The organism is Streptomyces flavusporus (assembly GCF_046267975.1).
GTDB classification, from domain to species: domain Bacteria; phylum Actinomycetota; class Actinomycetes; order Streptomycetales; family Streptomycetaceae; genus Streptomyces; species Streptomyces flavusporus.
Genome location: NZ_CP176503.1, coordinates 9,842,131 through 9,859,850, shown reverse-complemented (window position 1 = coordinate 9,859,850; position 17,720 = coordinate 9,842,131). Strand labels below are relative to the sequence as shown.

Annotated in this window: 15 protein-coding genes and 2 pseudogenes; 2 read left to right on the top strand and 15 right to left on the bottom strand. The window is 70.6% G+C overall.

What is annotated here, in order from left to right; translation table 11 throughout:
• Window positions 1-20: 20 nt before the first annotated feature.
• A pseudogene (locus ACKTSN_RS46600) lies at window positions 21-317 on the bottom strand (urease subunit gamma); the annotation flags it as partial.
• Between the two features lie 350 nt (window positions 318-667).
• Here ACKTSN_RS46600 and ACKTSN_RS46595 point away from each other — a divergent pair.
• Both ACKTSN_RS46595 and ACKTSN_RS46590 read left to right on the top strand, forming a co-directional pair.
• Entirely contained in the window at window positions 668-1,240 is a 573-nt protein-coding gene (locus ACKTSN_RS46595) for an SMP-30/gluconolactonase/LRE family protein (protein WP_409474591.1), read from the top strand.
• A gap of 100 nt (window positions 1,241-1,340) precedes the next feature.
• Window positions 1,341-1,880, top strand: a pseudogene (locus tag ACKTSN_RS46590) (transposase); the annotation flags it as partial.
• Between the two features lie 96 nt (window positions 1,881-1,976).
• Here ACKTSN_RS46590 and ACKTSN_RS46585 read toward each other — a convergent pair.
• The 14 genes from ACKTSN_RS46585 to ACKTSN_RS46520 form a co-directional block, all read right to left on the bottom strand.
• Entirely contained in the window at window positions 1,977-2,354 is a 378-nt protein-coding gene (locus tag ACKTSN_RS46585; RefSeq protein ID WP_409474590.1) for a toxin Doc, read from the bottom strand.
• Window positions 2,354-2,593 carry a hypothetical protein gene (locus tag ACKTSN_RS46580; RefSeq protein WP_409474589.1) on the bottom strand — a complete coding sequence of 80 codons (240 nt, stop codon included), beginning with the start codon at window positions 2,591-2,593 and terminating at the stop codon, window positions 2,354-2,356. Before ACKTSN_RS46580 ends, ACKTSN_RS46585 begins: the two co-directional genes overlap by 1 nt.
• Before the next feature lie 363 nt (window positions 2,594-2,956).
• Window positions 2,957-5,077 (bottom strand): PQQ-dependent sugar dehydrogenase, encoded by a 2,121-nt coding sequence (locus ACKTSN_RS46575; RefSeq protein ID WP_409474588.1) that lies wholly within the window; start codon window positions 5,075-5,077, stop codon window positions 2,957-2,959.
• Window positions 5,078-5,334: 257 nt separating this feature from the next.
• Entirely contained in the window at window positions 5,335-6,498 is a 1,164-nt protein-coding gene (locus ACKTSN_RS46570; RefSeq protein WP_409474587.1) for a sugar phosphate isomerase/epimerase family protein, read from the bottom strand.
• A 53-nt stretch (window positions 6,499-6,551) separates the two neighbouring features.
• Complete coding sequence (locus ACKTSN_RS46565; protein WP_409474586.1) at window positions 6,552-7,937, bottom strand: nucleotide pyrophosphatase/phosphodiesterase family protein; 1,386 nt, start codon at window positions 7,935-7,937, stop codon at window positions 6,552-6,554.
• 19 nt (window positions 7,938-7,956) lie between these two features.
• Complete coding sequence (eboE, locus tag ACKTSN_RS46560) at window positions 7,957-9,126, bottom strand: metabolite traffic protein EboE (protein ID WP_409474585.1); 1,170 nt, start codon at window positions 9,124-9,126, stop codon at window positions 7,957-7,959.
• 3 nt (window positions 9,127-9,129) lie between these two features.
• Window positions 9,130-9,978 carry a TatD family hydrolase gene (locus ACKTSN_RS46555; protein WP_409474584.1) on the bottom strand — a complete coding sequence of 283 codons (849 nt, stop codon included), beginning with the start codon at window positions 9,976-9,978 and terminating at the stop codon, window positions 9,130-9,132.
• Entirely contained in the window at window positions 9,978-10,616 is a 639-nt protein-coding gene (locus ACKTSN_RS46550) for an EboA domain-containing protein (protein ID WP_409474583.1), read from the bottom strand. Before ACKTSN_RS46550 ends, ACKTSN_RS46555 begins: the two co-directional genes overlap by 1 nt.
• Complete coding sequence (locus tag ACKTSN_RS46545) at window positions 10,613-11,491, bottom strand: sugar phosphate isomerase/epimerase family protein (protein ID WP_409474582.1); 879 nt, start codon at window positions 11,489-11,491, stop codon at window positions 10,613-10,615. Before ACKTSN_RS46545 ends, ACKTSN_RS46550 begins: the two co-directional genes overlap by 4 nt.
• Entirely contained in the window at window positions 11,488-12,693 is a 1,206-nt protein-coding gene (locus ACKTSN_RS46540; RefSeq protein ID WP_409474581.1) for a UbiA family prenyltransferase, read from the bottom strand. Before ACKTSN_RS46540 ends, ACKTSN_RS46545 begins: the two co-directional genes overlap by 4 nt.
• Window positions 12,690-13,841, bottom strand: coding sequence for an inositol-3-phosphate synthase (locus ACKTSN_RS46535; protein WP_409474580.1), 1,152 nt, complete (start codon window positions 13,839-13,841; stop codon window positions 12,690-12,692). Before ACKTSN_RS46535 ends, ACKTSN_RS46540 begins: the two co-directional genes overlap by 4 nt.
• A gap of 458 nt (window positions 13,842-14,299) precedes the next feature.
• Window positions 14,300-15,307: a sugar phosphate isomerase/epimerase family protein gene (locus tag ACKTSN_RS46530; protein WP_409474579.1), complete on the bottom strand. Its 1,008-nt coding sequence runs from the start codon at window positions 15,305-15,307 to the stop codon at window positions 14,300-14,302.
• A gap of 31 nt (window positions 15,308-15,338) precedes the next feature.
• A complete protein-coding gene (locus tag ACKTSN_RS46525; protein WP_409474578.1) occupies window positions 15,339-16,553 on the bottom strand; it encodes a Gfo/Idh/MocA family protein in 1,215 nt (404 codons plus the stop codon).
• A gap of 68 nt (window positions 16,554-16,621) precedes the next feature.
• Complete coding sequence (locus tag ACKTSN_RS46520) at window positions 16,622-17,671, bottom strand: substrate-binding domain-containing protein (RefSeq protein WP_409474577.1); 1,050 nt, start codon at window positions 17,669-17,671, stop codon at window positions 16,622-16,624.
• Window positions 17,672-17,720 lie beyond the last annotated feature (49 nt).

Sequence of the window (17,720 nt, the reverse complement as noted above, 5' to 3'; positions counted from 1 at the left end):
GGCTCCTCCGTGGCCTCCGGGATGGGGTCATGGATCGTCACCAGCTTGGTGCCGTCCGGGAAGGTGGCCTCCACCTGGACGATGTTGATCATCTCCGGGACGCCGGCCATCAAGTCGGCGCGGGTGAGCAACTGCCGGCCCGAATCCATGACGTCGCTGACGTTCTTCCCGCCACGTGCCGCCTCAAAGACGTGAGCGGTCAACAGGGCCATGGCCTCCGGGTAGTTGAGGAGCAGCCCCCGGTCGCGGCGCTTCTGTGCCACGTCGGCCGCGACGTGGATCAGCAAGCGTTCCTGCTCATGCGGAGTCAAATGCACGATGACTCGTCTCTGTTGGTCGGATGGTGCGTGCGGCCGGGCATGCCAAGGTCACGGACAACGTTCCCCCGGAAGGCGACGGCCGCTTCCCCGAGCATCACCGGGGAGGAACGGCGAAACGCCTAAACGGCTGCTTACCTACACCATCCGGTGAATCCGTGGATTACACCGTTTTCACCCCGCCCCGTCGGGCACAAGGAGCCCGCCTTTGGCGACGTCGCCCCGGCCTTCGTGGCCGACTGCCGCTATCTACGCGACCGTCTCCCCGAGCTGTACACCTCTCTGACCGACAAGGTGAGCGTGGGTATTTGAGTGACTCTGGTGTCGCCTGATCGTGCGGGTGCGTGCGGATGGCTGGTCCACAGCCGGTGGTCTGCTGGTGGTGTTGCGGGCTGAGTGAACGCAAGCCGTACCCGCGCGACTTATTGGACGAGCAGTGGGCGCTGATCGTGCCGGTGCCCACCGGAAAGGGCGGCACCGTTGACACAGGGTCGGCGGTCATCAGGGCGCCCGGGATGCGGGAGATCGTGAACGCGATCCTCTCCGGCCTGTCGAATCGCCGGGTCTGGGCCGGCCTCGACGCCTCCGCCTCTGACGGCATCTGCCTCGACGACGAAGGCGCGGTCTGGTGCGCGCACGTCCCCAACAAGCGCTGCGTCCGCATACGAGAAGGCGGGAAGGTACTGCAGACAGTCGATCTCGACCGCGGGTGCGTCTCCTGTGCGTTGGGGGACGCCGACGGCCGGACACTGTTCATGACGGTGGCAGGGGCTGCAAAGCGCGACCGACGGGACACGAACCGGCCAGGTGCTGGCCGTGGACACGCCGAGCCCAGGCGCCCATCATCCGTAGTGCCCAGACCCACGCTCACCAGCAACATCACGAACTCCGACGCCCTGACGCCGGTTTTCGTGATCGTCTAGTGCCCCCGGTGCGGAAGGGCAGCCCATGAGATCTTCGGCTCGCCGCAGGAACGGGTCTGTACGGTCTTCGATGTAACTCCTGATCAAGGAAGAGCACCTGATGAGCGACGTGACTGCCTCTGTCGAGGCGGTTGAAGAGGTCCGGCCGGTCGAGCTGTCGGCGGATCTACTGGACGACCAGTTGATCGGGCAGTTGGTCGACCGGGCCCGCGCGAGCGGACTGCAGTTGACCGGCGAGGGCGGACTGCTTCAGCAGTTGACCAAACGCGTGCTGGAGTCGGCTCTGGAAGGCGAGATCACCGACCACCTCGGCTACGAGAAGCATGACCCGGCCGGCGCTGGCAGCGGGAACTCCCGCAACGGTGTCCGCTCCAAGACCGTGCTGACCGACGTCGGTCCCGTCGAGATCACGGTGCCGCGGGACCGGGACGGCAGCTTCGAGCCGCAGATCGTCAAGAAGCGCCGGCGTCGGCTGACCGGCGTCGACGAAATGGTCCTGTCGCTGTCCGCGCGGGGTCTGACGCACGGAGACATCTCCGCCCACCTGGCCGAGGTCTGTGGCGCGAGCGTGTCCAGGCAGACCATCTCGACCATCACCGACAAGGTCATGGACGGGATGTCCGAGTGGCAGAACCGGCCCACCTCATTCGGTCACAACGGTAGGGGTGTGACCGGCTCCGTCTTCCGTGCGGCTGGGGCCGTTACGGGGCAGACAATCGGCCAAGCGGGCAGGACTCTAAAGCTTCCAGGCACGCAGCTGGTCGGCGACGTCCTGCACCCCGATGCGGGTGTCGCGGATCTTGCGGACGAGGTCGGAGAGGGCGCCATAGGGGGGGTCGATGCCTTCGCCGGACTGGTCCATGTACTGGGCGGCGATGAACGCGGCGTACAGGCTGTTGCGGTGCGGGAGGGGCTCCAGGCGCACGATGGTGTGCATCAGAGCCGCCGCACGCCAGGCCGCGTCCGGGTCGGCCGCAGCGAGAGTGGGAAGCCGGGTCTTGTGGCGGGCGACGGCGGCCACCAGCGCGGAGTAGTCCATGACGGTGAGGTCGTCATGACCGAGCGCGGTCTCCTGGACATCGAGCAGCCAGGAGACGTCGATATAGAGGTGCATCAGGCGGCAGCGGCTCCGTTGCCGCGTGGGGCGGGCGGTACCTCGTCGGGGAAGGCCTGGTCGAACTCGTCGCGCAGCCGGTCGGCCCATCCGGTGGCGCCGGCGATGAACTGCTTGCGCTGCATCTCGCGGACGCCGAGGTCATGGAGGTATTGCTTGAGGCTCTTGCCCTCGGCAGCGGCCGCGGCCCGTACGCCCTCGAGTTCCTCGTCGGTGAAAGACACGTTCAGGGATGGCATGCATCCGATGGTACCTAGTAGGTGCCTGTCGCGCGAGCGTCAGCGTCTCCCGAGTCCGTCTGATCCGGCAGCGGGCTGTCGCTGGTGTCGCCGATGGTCGTGTTGCCCTTGGCGTCGGGCTTGGCGGAGGCGGGCTGCCCGTGGGCGTCGCACCGTCCTCCTCCGACAACGAGGTGCCTCTCACAGTCAAACAGGCGGTGCCACCCAGGGCGTTGCCCTGGAGGCTTCGCTGCGCACCGCCGCGCCGCTGGCCGGTGGGTGCCTGGCCTCCGGGGGGCAGCGAGCGGGACGAGACGTCGCAGGAGTGGCGACGGGGCGCCGTCCCCAGGGGATGGCGCCCCGCCTCTGTGTCTTGGCCGCCGGTCAGTCGGCCGGTGTCAGCGCGACCTCGGCGCTGCCCGAGAGGGACGGCAGGCCGTCCGGGGGCGTGTCCTTGTAGGTGGCGTTGAAGACCGCCTTGAGGTTGTCCGCACCGGCGTGACCGCCGTCCACGAACGTCTTGAACGATCCCGAGCAGCCGTTGCTCGAAGACAGCGGATGGCCGTGCGAGTCGTGGCCGAGGATGAACGAGACGGTGACCTTCGAGCAGTCCACCGGCTGGTCATCGGTGACGGTGACCTTCCAGGTGACCGTGTCACCCCAGTGGAACGCCGTGCCGCCGTGCGGAGCCGGGTCGGTCGTGAGCGAGACGACCGGCGCCTTGTTGCCGACCACGACGGGAACCGACGCGGAGGCCGAGCGGCCGGTGCTGTCGGTGACCTTCAGCGTGGCGTCGAAGACGGCGTTCTTGGTGAACGTGTGCTTCGGGTTCGCCTCCGTGGAGTCCACGGTGCCGTCGGCGTCGAAGTCCCAGGCGTAGCTGAGGGCGTCACCGTCGGCGTCCTTCGTGCCGGCGCTGGAGAACTGGACCGTCAGCGGGCTGGTGCCGTTGACCACGTCCGCGGCGACCTTGGGCTCCGGGGTGCGGTTGCCTCGCGTGAAGTCGATGCGGGAGAGCTGGGCCTCGGGCAGCTCCGCGAAGTACCCGGTGCCGTACTCGAGGACGTACAGCGCGCCGTCCGGGCCGAACTCGGCGTCGATCGGGCCGTCCGTCGTGATCGAGGGGATCGCGTCCTCGATCTTCTTGACCTCGTTCTTCTTGCCGAGGGTGATGGCCTTCATCTGGTCGCGGGTCCACTCGTAGAAGAGCGGCTTGCCGTCGAAGTACTCGGGCCAGCGGTTCTCGGCCGTGTTCCGCTTGTCGTAGCGGTACGCCGGGCCGCCCATGGGGCCGATGCCGCCCGTGCCGAGCTCCGGGAACGCCTCGGAGGCCCCGTAGCCGTAGACGATCTCCGCGTCCGTGACCGGCGGCAGCTCGCTCAGGCCGGTGTTGTAGCGGGAGTCGTTGACCGGCTTGGCGCAGTTGAACGCGCCGCTCGACTTCTGGGTGGCGAAGTCGTAGTCGTGGTACGGCAGGTCCTGGGTCACGCAGAACGGCCAGCCGTAGTTGGCGGGGCGGTCGATGACCATCCAGCGGCCCTGGCCGCCGGGGCCGCGGTCGGGGTTCGCGTTGCGGGCGTCGGGCGAGTAGTCGCCGACGTAGACCTCGCCGGTCTTGTCGTCCACGCCGAAGCGGAACGGGTTGCGCAGACCCATGGCGTAGATCTCGGGGCGGGTCTTCGGGGTGCCCGGCGCGAAGAGGTTGCCGTCCGGTATGACGTAGCCGCCGTCGCGCTTGACCTTGATACGCAGGACCTTGCCGCGCAGGTCGTTGGTGTTGCCCGAGGTGCGCCGCGCGTCGTAGGCCGGGTTGCGGTCGGGGCGGTCGTCGACCGGGGCGTAGCCGTCCGAGGCGAACGGGTTGGAGTCGTCACCGGTCGACAGGAAGAGGTTGCCCTTGTGGTCGAAGTCGATCTTGCCGCCGACGTGGCAGCAGATGCCGCGGTCGGCCGGGACGTCGAGGATCTTCTGCTCGGTGTCGAAGTCGAGCTTGTTGCCCTCGAGCTTGAACCGCGACAGTCGCGTGACGCCCTCGTACTTGGCGAATTCCTCGGCCGTGCCGAACTGCGGTGCGTCCCCTTCGTTGACGCCCGCGGTGGCCGGGTCGTCCATGGGGGTGTCGAGGCGGGGCGAGTAGTAGAGGTAGACCCAGTGGTTCTTGGCGAAGCCGGGGTCGACGGCGATGCCCTGCACGCCTTCTTCGTCGTGCTGGTAGAGCCCGGCGGGGCTCTTCTTCAGGTCGGCGGCAAGGAAGTTCACGCCGCTCTCGGGGTCGTGGATGCGGACCTCTCCCGTGCGCGCCGTGTGCAGCACCCGCCGGTCCGGCAGGACGGCGAGGGCCATGGGCTCGCCCGGGCGGTCGTTGAGGGTGACCTTCTGGAAGTCCGACGGGGTCGGCGGTGCGGCGTCCGTTTTGGCGGCTTGGGCTGCGGAGAGGGGCAGGAGCCCGACGGCTCCCGCCAGCGCAGCCGCCCCCACGAGGGTGACGATCCGTCTGTTGCGCACTCAGAACTCCTTTGGTCCGGTCGACGGCTGCAAAGGCTTGGGGGCTTGGCCCCCGGCCGGCCGCTACAGGGTGAAGGCGGGTGAAAAGCCGTGCGAAGTACGTGAGTTGGACGCTAGAGCGCCCACTTTCGACTCGTCAAGGACAAAGTTTCAACCTTTTCAGGGAAAGTTTGTCCTGGCATTTCAGATTTTTTCGGGCACACCCGGAGGCCCGCCCCGCGCCAAGGCCCTGGGCGGGCGATGCGGGTGACGCTCAGTCAGTTGCGCGCGTGCAGGGCCGCGAGGTTGTCGTAGCCGATCCGGGCGAACTCCAGGGACTGGCCGGGAGCGCTCGCGCTCGGCGCGTTGTCCTGCTCGACCATCGGGTTGTGGTAGTTCTTCGCACCCACCCGGGTGAAGAACTTCCGGTAGTCGATGTCCCCCGTGCCGAACGGCACCATGTCGTAGCCCAGGCCGCTCTGGGGGTTGACCACGCCGTCCTTCGCGTGGAAGAGCGGGAAGCGGTTGGTGTTGCGGACCACGAGACCGGCCGGGTCGAAGACCTGCTCACGCTGCGAGCCGTCGTGGGCGGTGTACGTGTGGAACTTGTACCGGGCCACGTGCGCCCAGAAGATGTCCAGCTCCAGATAGACGCTCTTCGGGTCCGTCACCTCCAGGAAGTACTCCAGCTTCCGGATGCCGGAGCTGCGGGTCGGCCGGCCCTGGGCGTCGAGCGGGCCGCCGTCGAGCAGGAAGTCGTAGGCGCTGTCGTGGTTGTGGGTGTAGAGCTTGATGCCCTCGCGGCGGGCGATGGCACCCAGGGTGTTCCACTTCTCCGCGGCGACGTCCCAGTCGGCCCGGTAGGAGCTGCCGGTGGGGTCGCCACCGGTACCCATGTGCTCCATGCCGAGGATGTTGGCGATCTCCAGGTAGCGCTTGAACGTGTCCAGGTCGGACGGGGTCAGCGGCCAGGAGCCCGGGATGAAGCCGTGGCTGCCCTGCGCCCGCAGGCCGTACTCGTCGAGCCAGGAGCGCAAGCGCTTCGCGCCCTCGACAGTGTCCAGGTTCGCGCCGCCGGGCGCGTTGGCGTGCTGGCGGTAGCCGGCGAACTCCACCTGGCGGTAGCCGAAGCGCGACAGCTGCCGGAACACCTCGCGGAAACCGGAGGGCAGGTCCGTGGCCAGCGGGTCGCGGCCCGTCGCGTCACGGACGGTGTAGAGGATGATGCCGCGCTTGTGCGGCGGGACCAGAGCGGAACGGCCCCGGTCCTCGCCGGCGGCTTCGGCCCCGTCCTGCGCCAGCGCAGGCGCGGCGCCGAAGACGGGGGCAGCGATCGCCGCGGCCGCGGCGGCCGTGCAGGTGCTGAGGAAACGGCGGCGGCTGACGCCTAGCGTGCGGCGCAGGGCGTCGGCGGTGACGGCTTCGTCGTTGAACGCGGTCACAGTGGTTCTCTCTTTCGTTGTCACGGTGCTGCGGGTGCCTGACGGCTGCCGCCTCAGGAGAGGCCGGCGAGCCGCAGGAGCAGGGACTTCACTTCGGTGGCCGCTACGCGGCCGGATACTGCGCGGGGGGTGGAGACCAGGACGAGCGGACCTTCTTCGTCGCTCGTGGGGAGGCGGCCGTGGCTACCGCGAATGGGTGAAGGGTCAAGGGGTACTACGGCGAGCCGGTAGCGCATGCCGAGCTTCTTGCGGGCCACCGCCTTGGCCGCCTTGAGCCGCACGTAAGGGTCTTCGGGATCCATGAACAGCTCGACGGGGTCGTAGCCGGGTTTGCGGTGGATCTCGACCAGTTGGGCGAAGTCGGGGGCGCGGGCGTCGTCGAGCCAGTAGTAGTACGTGAACCAGGCGTCCGGTTCGGCGACCGCGACCAGTTCCCCGGAGCGCGGGTGATCGAGCCCGTTGGCCTTCTTGCCGTCGTCGTCGAGGATTTCGGCGATGCCCGGCAGGTCCTTCAGTGCCTCGCGGGTGGCCGCGAGGTCCTCGGGCCGGCGGACGTAGACGTGCGCGATCTGGTGGTCGGCGACGGCGAAGGCACGGGACGCCATCGCGTCGAGGTACTCCATGCCGTCCTGCGAGTGCACCTCGAGCAGACCGGCCCGCCGCAGGACGCGATTGATGTCGACGGGGCGGCTGACGCGGGTGATGCCGTACTCGGACAGGGCGACGACCGTGCGGCCCTCGGCGCGGGCCTCGTCGAGCAACGGGCCGATCACGGCGTCGAGTTCGGCGGCGGCGCGGTGGGAGCGGGGGTCGTCGGGGCCGTAGCGCTGCAGGTCGTAGTCGAGGTGTGGCAGGTAGCACAGGGCCAGATCGGGCCGGCGGGTGCGCAGGATGTGGCGGGTCGCGTCGGCGATCCACTGGCTGGAGACGATGTCCGCGCCCGGTCCCCAGAAATGGAAGAGGGGGAACGTGCCGAACTTCTCGGTGAGTTCGTCGTGCAGGGCCGGCGGGCGGGTGTAGCAGTCGGGTTCCTTGCGGCCGTCGGCGTAGTAGACGGGACGGGGGGTGACGGTGATGTCGGTGTCGGCGCCCATGGCGTACCACCAGCAGATGTTGGCCACCGTGTAGCCGGGGTGGGCACGGCGGGCGGCGTCCCACAGTTTGTCGCCGGCGACGAGACCGTTGTGCTGGCGCCACAGCAGTACGTCGCCGAGCTCGCGGAAGTACCAGCCGTTGCCGACGATGCCGTGCTCGCCGGGGAGCACGCCGGTGAGGAAGGTGGACTGCGCGGCGCAGGTGACGGCCGGCAGCACGGTGGACAGGTTCGCCTGCGAGCCGGAGGCCGCCAACGCCTTGAGGCGGGGCATGCGGTCGAGGAGCCGGGGGGTGAGGCCGACGACGTCCAGGACCAGAAGGGGGGTGGGGCGCTTGTCGCTCATGGCAGTTCCTTCACGTCCGTCACGGCAGTTCCTTCAGGCCGAGGTCGGTGAGCAGGTCGCGGGCGAGGGCCAGTTCGGCGGCGATGCCGTCGACGAGCTGGGTCCTGGTGCGCGGGCGCAGCTCGGGCGGGAGGGCCTGCCAGGTGTAGGTCTCGACCTCGAGATGACGGGTGCGCGGCTCCATGCCTCCCACCAGCAGGGTCAGCACGTCCTGGAGCACGTGCAGAGTGGAGGTGAGCGGTGCTGCGGGCGGGGCGTGCAGGGGGACGTGGAAGTGGGCACGCCAGGGCGCGTCGTCGGGCAGGGCCTCGCCGGCCAGTGCCTCGCCGAGGTCGTCGGTGCCGCGCAGTCCGGCGGCCGTGAGGGTGCGGGTCTGGTGCAGGAAGCGCGGTTCGGCAAAGGCCGCGAGGGCGTCGCGGACCTCCGGCAGACGGGGTTCCTCGGCGTGCAGGGCGGCCGAGAGCTGCGCCTTGTGGACGCCGACACCGGCCGCGTCGAGCGCGGCCAGCGCCGTTTCCGGGTCCTCGAAGGAGGTGGCGAGATGGCAGGTGTCGACGCACACGCCGATACGGTGGCCGGGCAGCGCGGTGAGCGGTCCGATCGCGTCGGCGGTTGTCTCCACCGTGCAGCCGGGCTCCGGTTCGAGGGCGATACGGATCGACTTGCCGGTCAGCTCCTGAAGCGCGTCGAGCCGCTGCGCCAGGGTGGTCAGTGCCGCACCGGCGGTGGCGGCGGCGCGCTCGTCGAAGTCGGTCCGCCAGGCGAGCGGAAGGGTGGAGATGGTCCCCTCGGTGACGTCGTCCGGCAGGAGCGCCGCCAGGAGCCGGGCCAGGTCGGTGGTGTGCGCGAGGCGTTCGGTGTCGGCCCAGTCGGGCTTGTAGACGCGGTACTTGACCTCCTCCGCGCCGAACCCCTCGTAGGGAAATCCGTTCAGCGTGACGACTTCGAGGCCGCGCCGGTCCAGCTCGACCCGAAGTTCCCGCAGCGCCACCGGGTCGGTGATCAGCGCGCGTGCGGCGTCCTTGGCGAGCCACAGGCCGATGCCGAGGCGGTCGCGTCCCAGGCATTTGCGGACCGGCTCGCAGTGGTCGCGCAGTTGGGCGAGGACCCCGTCGAGGGCTTCCGCGGGGTGGACGTTGGTGCAGTAGGCGAGGTGGACGGTGGAGCCGTCAGGGTGCCGGAAGCGCATGGCTCACTCCCCGCCGCGCAGGATGGAGTTGCCCTCGTGCAGGCTCTCCGGCTTCGGGACGTCGAGCCGGAGACGGCCGCTGAGTCCGTAGAAGGCGACCGGGTTGCGCCACAGCACCTGGTCGACGTCGTCCTCGCCGAAGCCGGCCGCGAGCATGGCGTCGGCGACCTTGCGGGTCTTCAGCGGGTCGCTCTTTCCCCAGTCGGCGGCCGAGTTGACGAGGACCTTCTCCGTTCCGTACGTCCTCAGGATCGTGACCATGCGATCCTCGTCCATCTTGGTGTCCGGGTAGACGGAGAAGCCGAGCCAGCAGCCGCTGTCCTTGGCGTGCTCGACGGTCGTCTCGTTGAGGTGGTCGAGCAGCACACGCTCCAGGGGCAGTTTCGACTCGCGGACGACGTCGACGGTGCGGTGCAGCCCGGCGAGCTTGTCGCGGTGGGGCGTGTGGACGAGGGCGGGCAGACCGTGGTCGGCGGCGAGCTGGAGCTGGGCGGCCAGCGCGGTGTCCTCGGCCGGTGTCATGGCGTCGTAGCCGATCTCGCCGACGGCGACGACGCCGTCCTTGACGAGGTAGCGGGGCAGGGCGTCCAGGACCGGCGTACAGCGGGGGTCGTTGGCCTCTTTGGGGTTGAGGGCGATGGTGCAGTGGTGGGCGATGCCGTACTGGGCGGCGCGGAAGGGTTCCCAGCCGAGCAGGGCGTCGAAGTAGTCGAAAAAACTGGCCGGGGAGGTGCGGGGCTGGCCGAGCCAGAAGGACGGCTCGACGACGGCGCGCACACCGGCGGCGTACATCGCCTCGTAGTCGTCGGTGGTGCGGGACGTCATGTGGATGTGGGGGTCGAAGATACGCATCAAAGCTCCTTGGGCTTGTCGCCCGTCAGGGTCAGCGCGCGACCGAGATCGTGGGGGACGTCGCGGCCGGCGGAGGTCCGCTCGGCGGCGTAGTCGGTGAGCATTCGGGCCAGTTCGCCGTCGCCGGCCGCCCGCTGCGCCAAGCTCGCGACCGCGTCGAGCGGGACGCCGGTGAACAGGCACTTCAGGACGGCGTGGCGCCAGGCGTGCGGGTCGAGGTGGGCGGCGGCGTAGGGGCCGACGGCCGCGGCGACAAGGCTGGTGTCGTTGGAGCGCAGGGCATCCTCGACGAGGTGCACGGCGTGCGGCCCTTCGACCAGAGTCGGCAACGCCCGGAGCACGGCGCGGCGTTCGGCAGCACTGCCGTGCTGGTAGAGCCGGGTCAGGGTCTCGAGTCCCGCCCGGGCCTCGACCAGCAGGAGCGTACGGACGGCGTCCGCGTTGTTGTGGCCGCAGTGCCGCCCGGCGGCGGCGAACCGCAGCTCCCAGGTGTGGGCGAGGTACGGGGAGGGAGCCGCCTGGGGTGCTTCGGCCGCGCACGCGGCGTCGGCCAGCGCCTCGTCGAACCAGGCGCGCGCGGTGTCGTCGGGCAGCGCCGCGTCGATGTCCCCGCGGGTCCAGGGAGGTGGTTGCGTCATGGTGCCGGCGCTCCCTTCGTGGCGGTGGCTGCCGCGGTCCGGAGGAACTCGATGGAGGATCGGGCCAGTTCAGGCCCGGCGTGGGAGTGGCGGGGCAGCTCAACGACGGTGAGGCCCTGGTAGCCGGTGGCGGCGAGCGCGTCCAGCACGGGCGGGAAGTCGATCTCGCCGTCGCCGAACGGCAGATGCTCGTGCACCCCGCGGCGCATGTCCTCGATCTGCACATGCCGCAGCCAGGGCGCGGCCGCACGGACGCACTCGGCGGGCGGGGCCGGCTCCAGGCACTGGCAGTGGCCGATGTCGAGGGTCAGGCCGAGAGGAGAAGGGCTGCCGAGCAAGGTGCGCAGGTGATGGAAGTCGGCGAGGGTGGCGAGGAGGTGTCCCGGCTCGGGTTCGATCGCGATCGGCACGCCGGCGGCGGCTGCGGCGTCGAGCACGGGCACGAGTGCCTCCTCCAGGCGCTGCCACGCGGTGTCGTCGTCGGTGCCGGGCGGGGTGATGCCGCTGAAGCAGTGCACGGCGTGCGCCCCGAGGTCCGCCGCGACCCTGACCGCTGTGATCAGCAGCCGGGTGCGGGCGGCACGGCCCTCAGGGTCCGCCTCCAGCAGCGACGGACCGTGCTTGCGGTGCGGGTCGAGCACGTAACGGGCGCCCGTCTCGACGGTCGCGGTGAGACCGAGTTCGCCGAGCCGGCGGGCGACGTGGGCGGTACGGGCGGCGAGATCGGGGGCGAGCGGGTCGAGGTGCATATGGTCGAGCGTGAGCCCGACGCCGTCGTAGCCCAGGTCCGCGAGCAGGCCGAGGGCGTCGTCGAGACGGAGGTCGGTGAGGCCGTTGGTGCCGTAACCGAGGCGGAGTCGCTGCTGACGGCTCATGTGAGGCTCACCTTCCGTGCGAGCGTGCGGGCCAGGGGTACGAGTCCCAGCAGGGCGAGCCCGGTAACTCCTGCCCCGGACCGGGCGGCGAGGGCGGCCTGGAGCGGGATCATGGCGCGGATCCCGCCGCCGACGGCGCGCTGCGTGAGGGGCGGGGACGGGTTGAGGGCGGCGTGCAGGCAGGGGATGGCGGCGGTACGGACGTACGCGGCGGCCGGCAACGCCGGGACGAGCCCTGCCGTCCCGCGTATCCGTGCCAACAGCAGACCGAGCGCTGTTGTCGCGCCGAGCGCGGCGAGGGGGGTGAGCGTCGAACCGCCGTGCGCCTCGTGCCGCGAGACGGCGGTGACGGCGTAGGTGTGGGCGGCCAGCGCGGCGGCGGGGGCCGCGACGCGCAGGGCGGCACCGGGCGTGGCGGGAGGTGGCCCACCCCATGCCTTCCCGTAGCCGCGCCCCTGACGGGACATTGGGGCCCCGGCGCCGGCCTCGCCCCGCAGCGTGCGGGCGTCCGGGGCGGAGAGCGCCGGGCCGGCAGCGGGAGGCGCTGTGGCCCCGCCCCAGTGGGGCAGCGGGCCACGAGCGCGCGCGGACGGTGCCGTGCCGGCGGCTCCTCGGCCGGACCGCGTCTTGGTGGGCGCCGACATGGTTGCCGTGGCGCCGAGCAGGAGGTCCAGGGCGCGGGCCGCGGCCATCGCCGCCGGGGCCGCGGGGGTGTGCTTCAACCGGAGGTCGTACGCCCAGACTGTGGCGGTCAGGGCCGTCGCCACCGCGAGTGCGGGGCGGCCGGCGCGGGCGGCGCATGTCAGGCCCGCCGCGGTCAGGAGTCCGGCCGCTCCCAGCGCCGCCGTCGGGGAGATACGGCCGGAGGGGACGGGACGCTGTGGGCGGTCGACGGCGTCCTCGTCGCGGTCGGCCCAGTCGTTGAGCGCCATGCCCGCCTCGTAGAGGCAGAGCGAGGCGCCCACGGCGTATGCCGTGCCCCGGTTGGGCCGCAGCCCGGCGGCCGCGGCGCCGGCGAGGGCGTCACCGGGCACGGTGAACAGCGCGGAGACACGCAGCAGTTCGGCCCAGTCCCGCAGCCGCGCGCGTCGCCCGCGCCTCGGTGCGGCGCCCGCGGGGCCCTGACCGTTCACGGGTCGGGTGGGCTTCGGGGCGGGCACCGGTGCGGGTGGGGCGAGACGGGACAGGAGGGAGCGGATCACTTCCCCTCCCGCAGGCGGTCGGCGAACGTCAGCAGCGCGGTGAACTGCTCCGAGAGGCCCGACGGACCTGCGTCGGGGTCCTTGAAGTAGAAGCCCAGTTCCGGGAGCGGGCCGGACAGGCCCGCCTCGTGGGCGCGGGCGACCAGGCGGGCCAGGTCCAGCACGAGCGGTGCGGCCAGGGCCGAGTCGCAGCCCTGCCAGATGGTCTGGAGGATCATCCGCGAGCCGAGGAAGCCCTCGAAGGCGATGTGGTCCCAGGCGGTCTTCCAGTCGCCGAGCGCCGGCACGTCGTCGATGTGCACCTCGCCCTCCGGCGTGTGCCCGAGGGTTTCGGCCAGGACGCGCTCCTTGCCGGCGTTCTTCGCCGCGGCCGCCCCCGGGTCGGCCAGCGCCGCCCCGTCGCCGCCGCCCAGCAGGTTGGTGCCGGACCAGGCCCGCACGTACAGGGCGCGCTGGACGAACATCGGGGCGAGCACGGCCCGCAGCAGCGTTTGGCCGGTCTTGCCGTCACGGCCCGCGTGGGGAAGTCCACTGGCCGCGGCGGCGTCCCTGAGGACCGGGGTGCGCAGCCCGGTGGACGGCGTGAAGTTGACGTAGGGGCAGCCGGCTCGCAGGGCGGCGGCCGCGTAGAGGGAGCTGGGCGGCAGCCGTACGGCGTCGGGCGCGGGCAGCGGCTCCGTGGAGGAGACGTTGACGACGACCACCCGCGCCAGTGCGTTGCGCACGCGGAACGAGGTGAGGTCGGCGGCGAAGTGGGTGATGAGTTCCTCGTCGCTGCACGTGTCACCAGGGAGCGGGCCGCCGGGCCGTATCTCCTCGTCCGCGGCCTGAAGTTCGGCGCGTACGGCGGATGCGAGGCCGTGCGGCAGGACGCCCGCGCCGGTGAGGTGTTCGGCCCGCTTTGGCAGCGGGCAGTCGGCGGTGTCGTGGCCGCCGAAGACGAGTGAGTCCAGGGGCGGCAGGCCGGTGCCGTGAAACGGTGGTGTCTCGGTGACCATGCCGGTCGGCGGATGCAGTCCGGCGGTGACCGCCGCGCATCCGGCGACGGCGGTGGTGGCCACCGATCCGCGGGCTCCGACGAACCAGACACCGGTGCGTGCGGTCCGCCCGCCGGTCCGGGGCTGCGATGCGTTCCCGTCGTTGTTCACGGACTGCCTCCCTGCCATGGCGATGTTCCGATGTGGGTGGAGGGCGGTGGGCGGGGGCTCGGAGGGCCTCCCCGCCCATCGCCGGCATGTGGGCGGGCTTTGGCCGCGGCCTAGGAGGGCAGCCTCGTGGTCGGCGCGGTTACGGCGAGCGAGTCGGCGGCGAGAAGGCCGCCGGTGAGAAGTGCGGGGTCCTTGGGTGCCCTTGACTCTGTGCTGTGCACGGATGTCCTCCGTAGGCCGGTCGAACGAGGGAAGGTGAGCTGTGATGTGCTGTCACTTGCGAACCCACCTGTAGCTCCTGTGCACGAGAGGGGACCGTAGCCCGGTTCGTCCTCGACGGAAAGACCTTGCGCAACAAGGAAGTCGAACTTTTTCCATGTCGAGGACAAAGGCGTGTCCGGGCAGCCCGGACCGGCCCGGCGGCTCTCCCGCCACCGGGCCTTGGCCTGGCCGGTGCCCTAGGTGTCGCCGCCAGCGAAGGCGGCGTCGAAGGACGCCGAGGGCGGGTCGAAGTCGAACCGCTTCAGATCGGCGAGTGCTTGCGGCGCACCCATGAGGCGGTCCATGCCGGCGTCCTCCCACTCCACGGAGATCGGACCGTCGTAACCGATCGAACGCAGCATCCGGAACACGTCCTCCCAGGGGACGTCGCCGTGCCCGGCGGAGACGAAGTCCCAGCCGCGCCGCGGGTCGCCCCATGGCAGATGGGAGCCGAGCCGCCCGTTGCGCCCGTCCAGACGCTTGCGGGCCTCCTTGCAGTCGACGTGGTAGATCCGGTCCCGGAAGTCGTAGAGGAAGCCGACCGGGTCCAGGTCCTGCCAGACGAAGTGGCTGGGGTCGAAGTTGAGCCCGAAAGCCGGCCGGTTGTCCACCGCCTCCAGGGCGCGTCGGGTGGTCCAGTAGTCGTAGGCGATCTCACTGGGATGGACCTCGTGGGCGAAACGGACGCCCTCGGCGTCGAACACGTCCAGGATCGGGTTCCAGCGCTCCGCGAAGTCCTCGTAGCCGCGCTCGATCATCCGTTCCGGTACCGGCGGGAACATCGCCACCAGATGCCAGATCGACGATCCGGTGAAACCGACGACCGTGTCGACGCCGAAGGCGGCCGCGGCACGCGCCGTGTCCTTGATCTCGGCAGCGGCCCGTCGGCGTACGCCCTCCGGCTCCCCGTCGCCCCAGATGCGGGCGGGCAGGATGCCCTGGTGCCGTTCGTCGATGGGGTTGTCGCAGACGGCCTGGCCGACGAGATGGTTGGAGATCGCCCAGCAGCGGAGGCCGTACTTCTCCAGCAGGGCGTGCCGCCCGGCCAGGTAGGACGGGTCGGCCAGGGCCTTGTCGACCTCGAAATGGTCGCCCCAGCAGGCGAGTTCGAGGCCGTCGTAGCCGAAGTCGCGGGCCAGCCGGCAGACCTCCTCCAACGGCAGATCGGCCCACTGACCGGTGAACAGGGTGAACGGGCGTGACATGGCGCCTCCGATCGGGATTCCTGCCGGATCTCTACCGGACTTCGGCCTCGGCGACCTGGACAGGGGTGTAGACGGCGTTCTTCTGCGCGCTCTCCTCCACCGCGGCGAGCACCCGCTGCACCTGCAGACCGTCGGCGAACGACGGCATCGGGTCGGTACCGGACGCGATGGCCTCGACCAGGTCGCGGGCCTGGTGGACGAAGCTGTGCTCGTAGCCGAGCGCGTGGCCCGGCGGCCACCAGCCCTCCAGATACGGGTGCTCGGCCTCGGTGACGACGATCCTGCGGAACCCGGCCGTGGCGGCGGGCTCCCGGTGGTCGTGGAAGGACAGCTCGTTGAGCCGCTCGAGGTCGAAGGCGAGCGAACCGAACTCGCCGTTGACCTCCAGCCGCAGGGCGTTCTTCCGCCCGGACGCCATCCGGGTCGCCTCGAACGTGGCGAGCGCCCCCGAGGAGAGCCGGCCGGTGAACACGGCCGCGTCGTCGACCGTGACCGGCCCGCGCCGGGTGCCGCCGGAAGCGGTCAGACCGGCGGAGGCACCGTCGACGCGGGGGCGTTCCTTCACGAACGTCTCCATCTGGGCGGAGACCCCGACCAGCACGTCACCCGCCAGGTACTGGGCGAGGTCGACGATGTGCGCGCCGAGGTCGCCGAGCGCCCCCGACCCCGCGTGCTCCCGCTGCAGCCGCCACGTCAGCGGGAAGTCGGGGTCGACCAGCCAGTCCTGGAGGTAGCTGACCCGTATGTGGCGCAGCGTACCGAGCCTGCCGTCCGCGATGAGCCGGCGTGCGTAGGCGAGGGCGGGCACGCGCCGGTAGTTGAAGCCCACCATGGCCAGCTGCCCGCGCGCACGGGCCGCTTCGGCGGCCGTGACCATGGCCTCCGCCTCGGCGACCGAGTTGGCCAGGGGCTTCTCGCACAGCACGTGCTTGCCCGCCTCCAGGGCCGCGATCGCGATCTCCGCATGGCTGTCGCCCGGTGTGCAGATGTCGACGAGTTGCACGTCGTCGCGGGCCACGAGGGCGCGCCAGTCGGTCTCCGCCGCGGCCCAGCCGTGCTTGTCGGCCGCCGCCCGCACGGCGTGCGCGTCGCGGCCGGCGATCGCGGCCAGGACCGGTCGCAGCGGCAGGTCGAACACGTGCCCCACGGTGCGCCATCCTTGTGAGTGCGCGGCGCCCATGAACGCGTAGCCGACCATGCCCACGCCGAGTGCCGGCGGTGTGGTCCGACCGTCCCTCTGTTCCATACGGATTCCTCCTCGTCGGAGTGTCACTGACTCATCGCTGTGTTCATGGGGCACGAGGCCCGGACCGGTCAGATGAAGCCGGTCGGCAGGTACTGGTCGACGTTGTCCTTGGTGACCACGGCCGAGTAGAGAGTCAGCGAGGACGGGATCTCGAACTCGGCGAGGCCGCCGACGCCCTTGCCCTGGCCGAGCGCCCGGGCGAGATCGATGGCGGAGGCGGCCATCGTCGGCGGGTACAGGACGGTCGCCTTGAGCACGCTGTTGCCGGCCTTGATGGCGTCCATCGCGGACTTGGCACCCGCTCCGCCGACCATCAGGAAGTCGTCGCGGCCGGCCTGCTCGATGGCGCGCAGCGCGCCCACGCCCTGGTCGTCGTCGTGGTTCCACAGAGCGTCGAACTTCGACTGGGCCTGGAGCAGTTGCGCCATCTTGGCCTGGCCGGACTCGACGGTGAAGTCGGCCGCCTGGCGGGCCACCTTCTTGATGTTGGGGTAGTTCTTCAGGGCGTCGTCGAAGCCCTGGGTGCGCTGCTGGGTCAGCTCCAGGTTGTCGAGCCCTGCGAGTTCGACGACGCGGGCGTTCGGCTTGTCCTTGAGTTGCTCGCCGATGTAGTGGCCGGCGTTGAGGCCCATGCCGTAGTTGTCGCCGCCGATCCAGCAGCGGTACGCCTGCGGCGAGTTGAAGATCCGGTCGAGGTTGACGACCGGGATGCCCGCGCGCATCGCCTTGAGCCCGACCTGGGTGAGCGCCTTGCCGTCGGCGGGCAGCACCACCAGCACGTCGACCTTCTTGTTGATGAGGGTCTCGATCTGGCCGATCTGCTGGGCGGTGTCGTTGGAGCCCTCGGTGATCTCCAGCGTGACGTCGGAGTATCTCTCCGCACGCGACTTGGCGTTGTCGTTGATGGCGTTGAGCCAGCCGTGGTCGGCCTGCGGGCCGGCGAAGCCGATGGTGACGGGCTTTCCGGGCTTGTCGTCCGCGACCGGGGCGGCGTTGTCCGTGGCCGCTTCCCGGTTCGTGGGCTCGTTGCTGGTGCAGGCCGTAAGCAGCGCGCCGGAGGAAACGGCTGCGGCGCCGAACAGCAGTGCTCTGCGGCTGGTGGCGGGGATTCTTGCCATGGCGGATCGACCCTTCGACTGGGCGGTGTGCGTCAGATGGAGCGGGTGG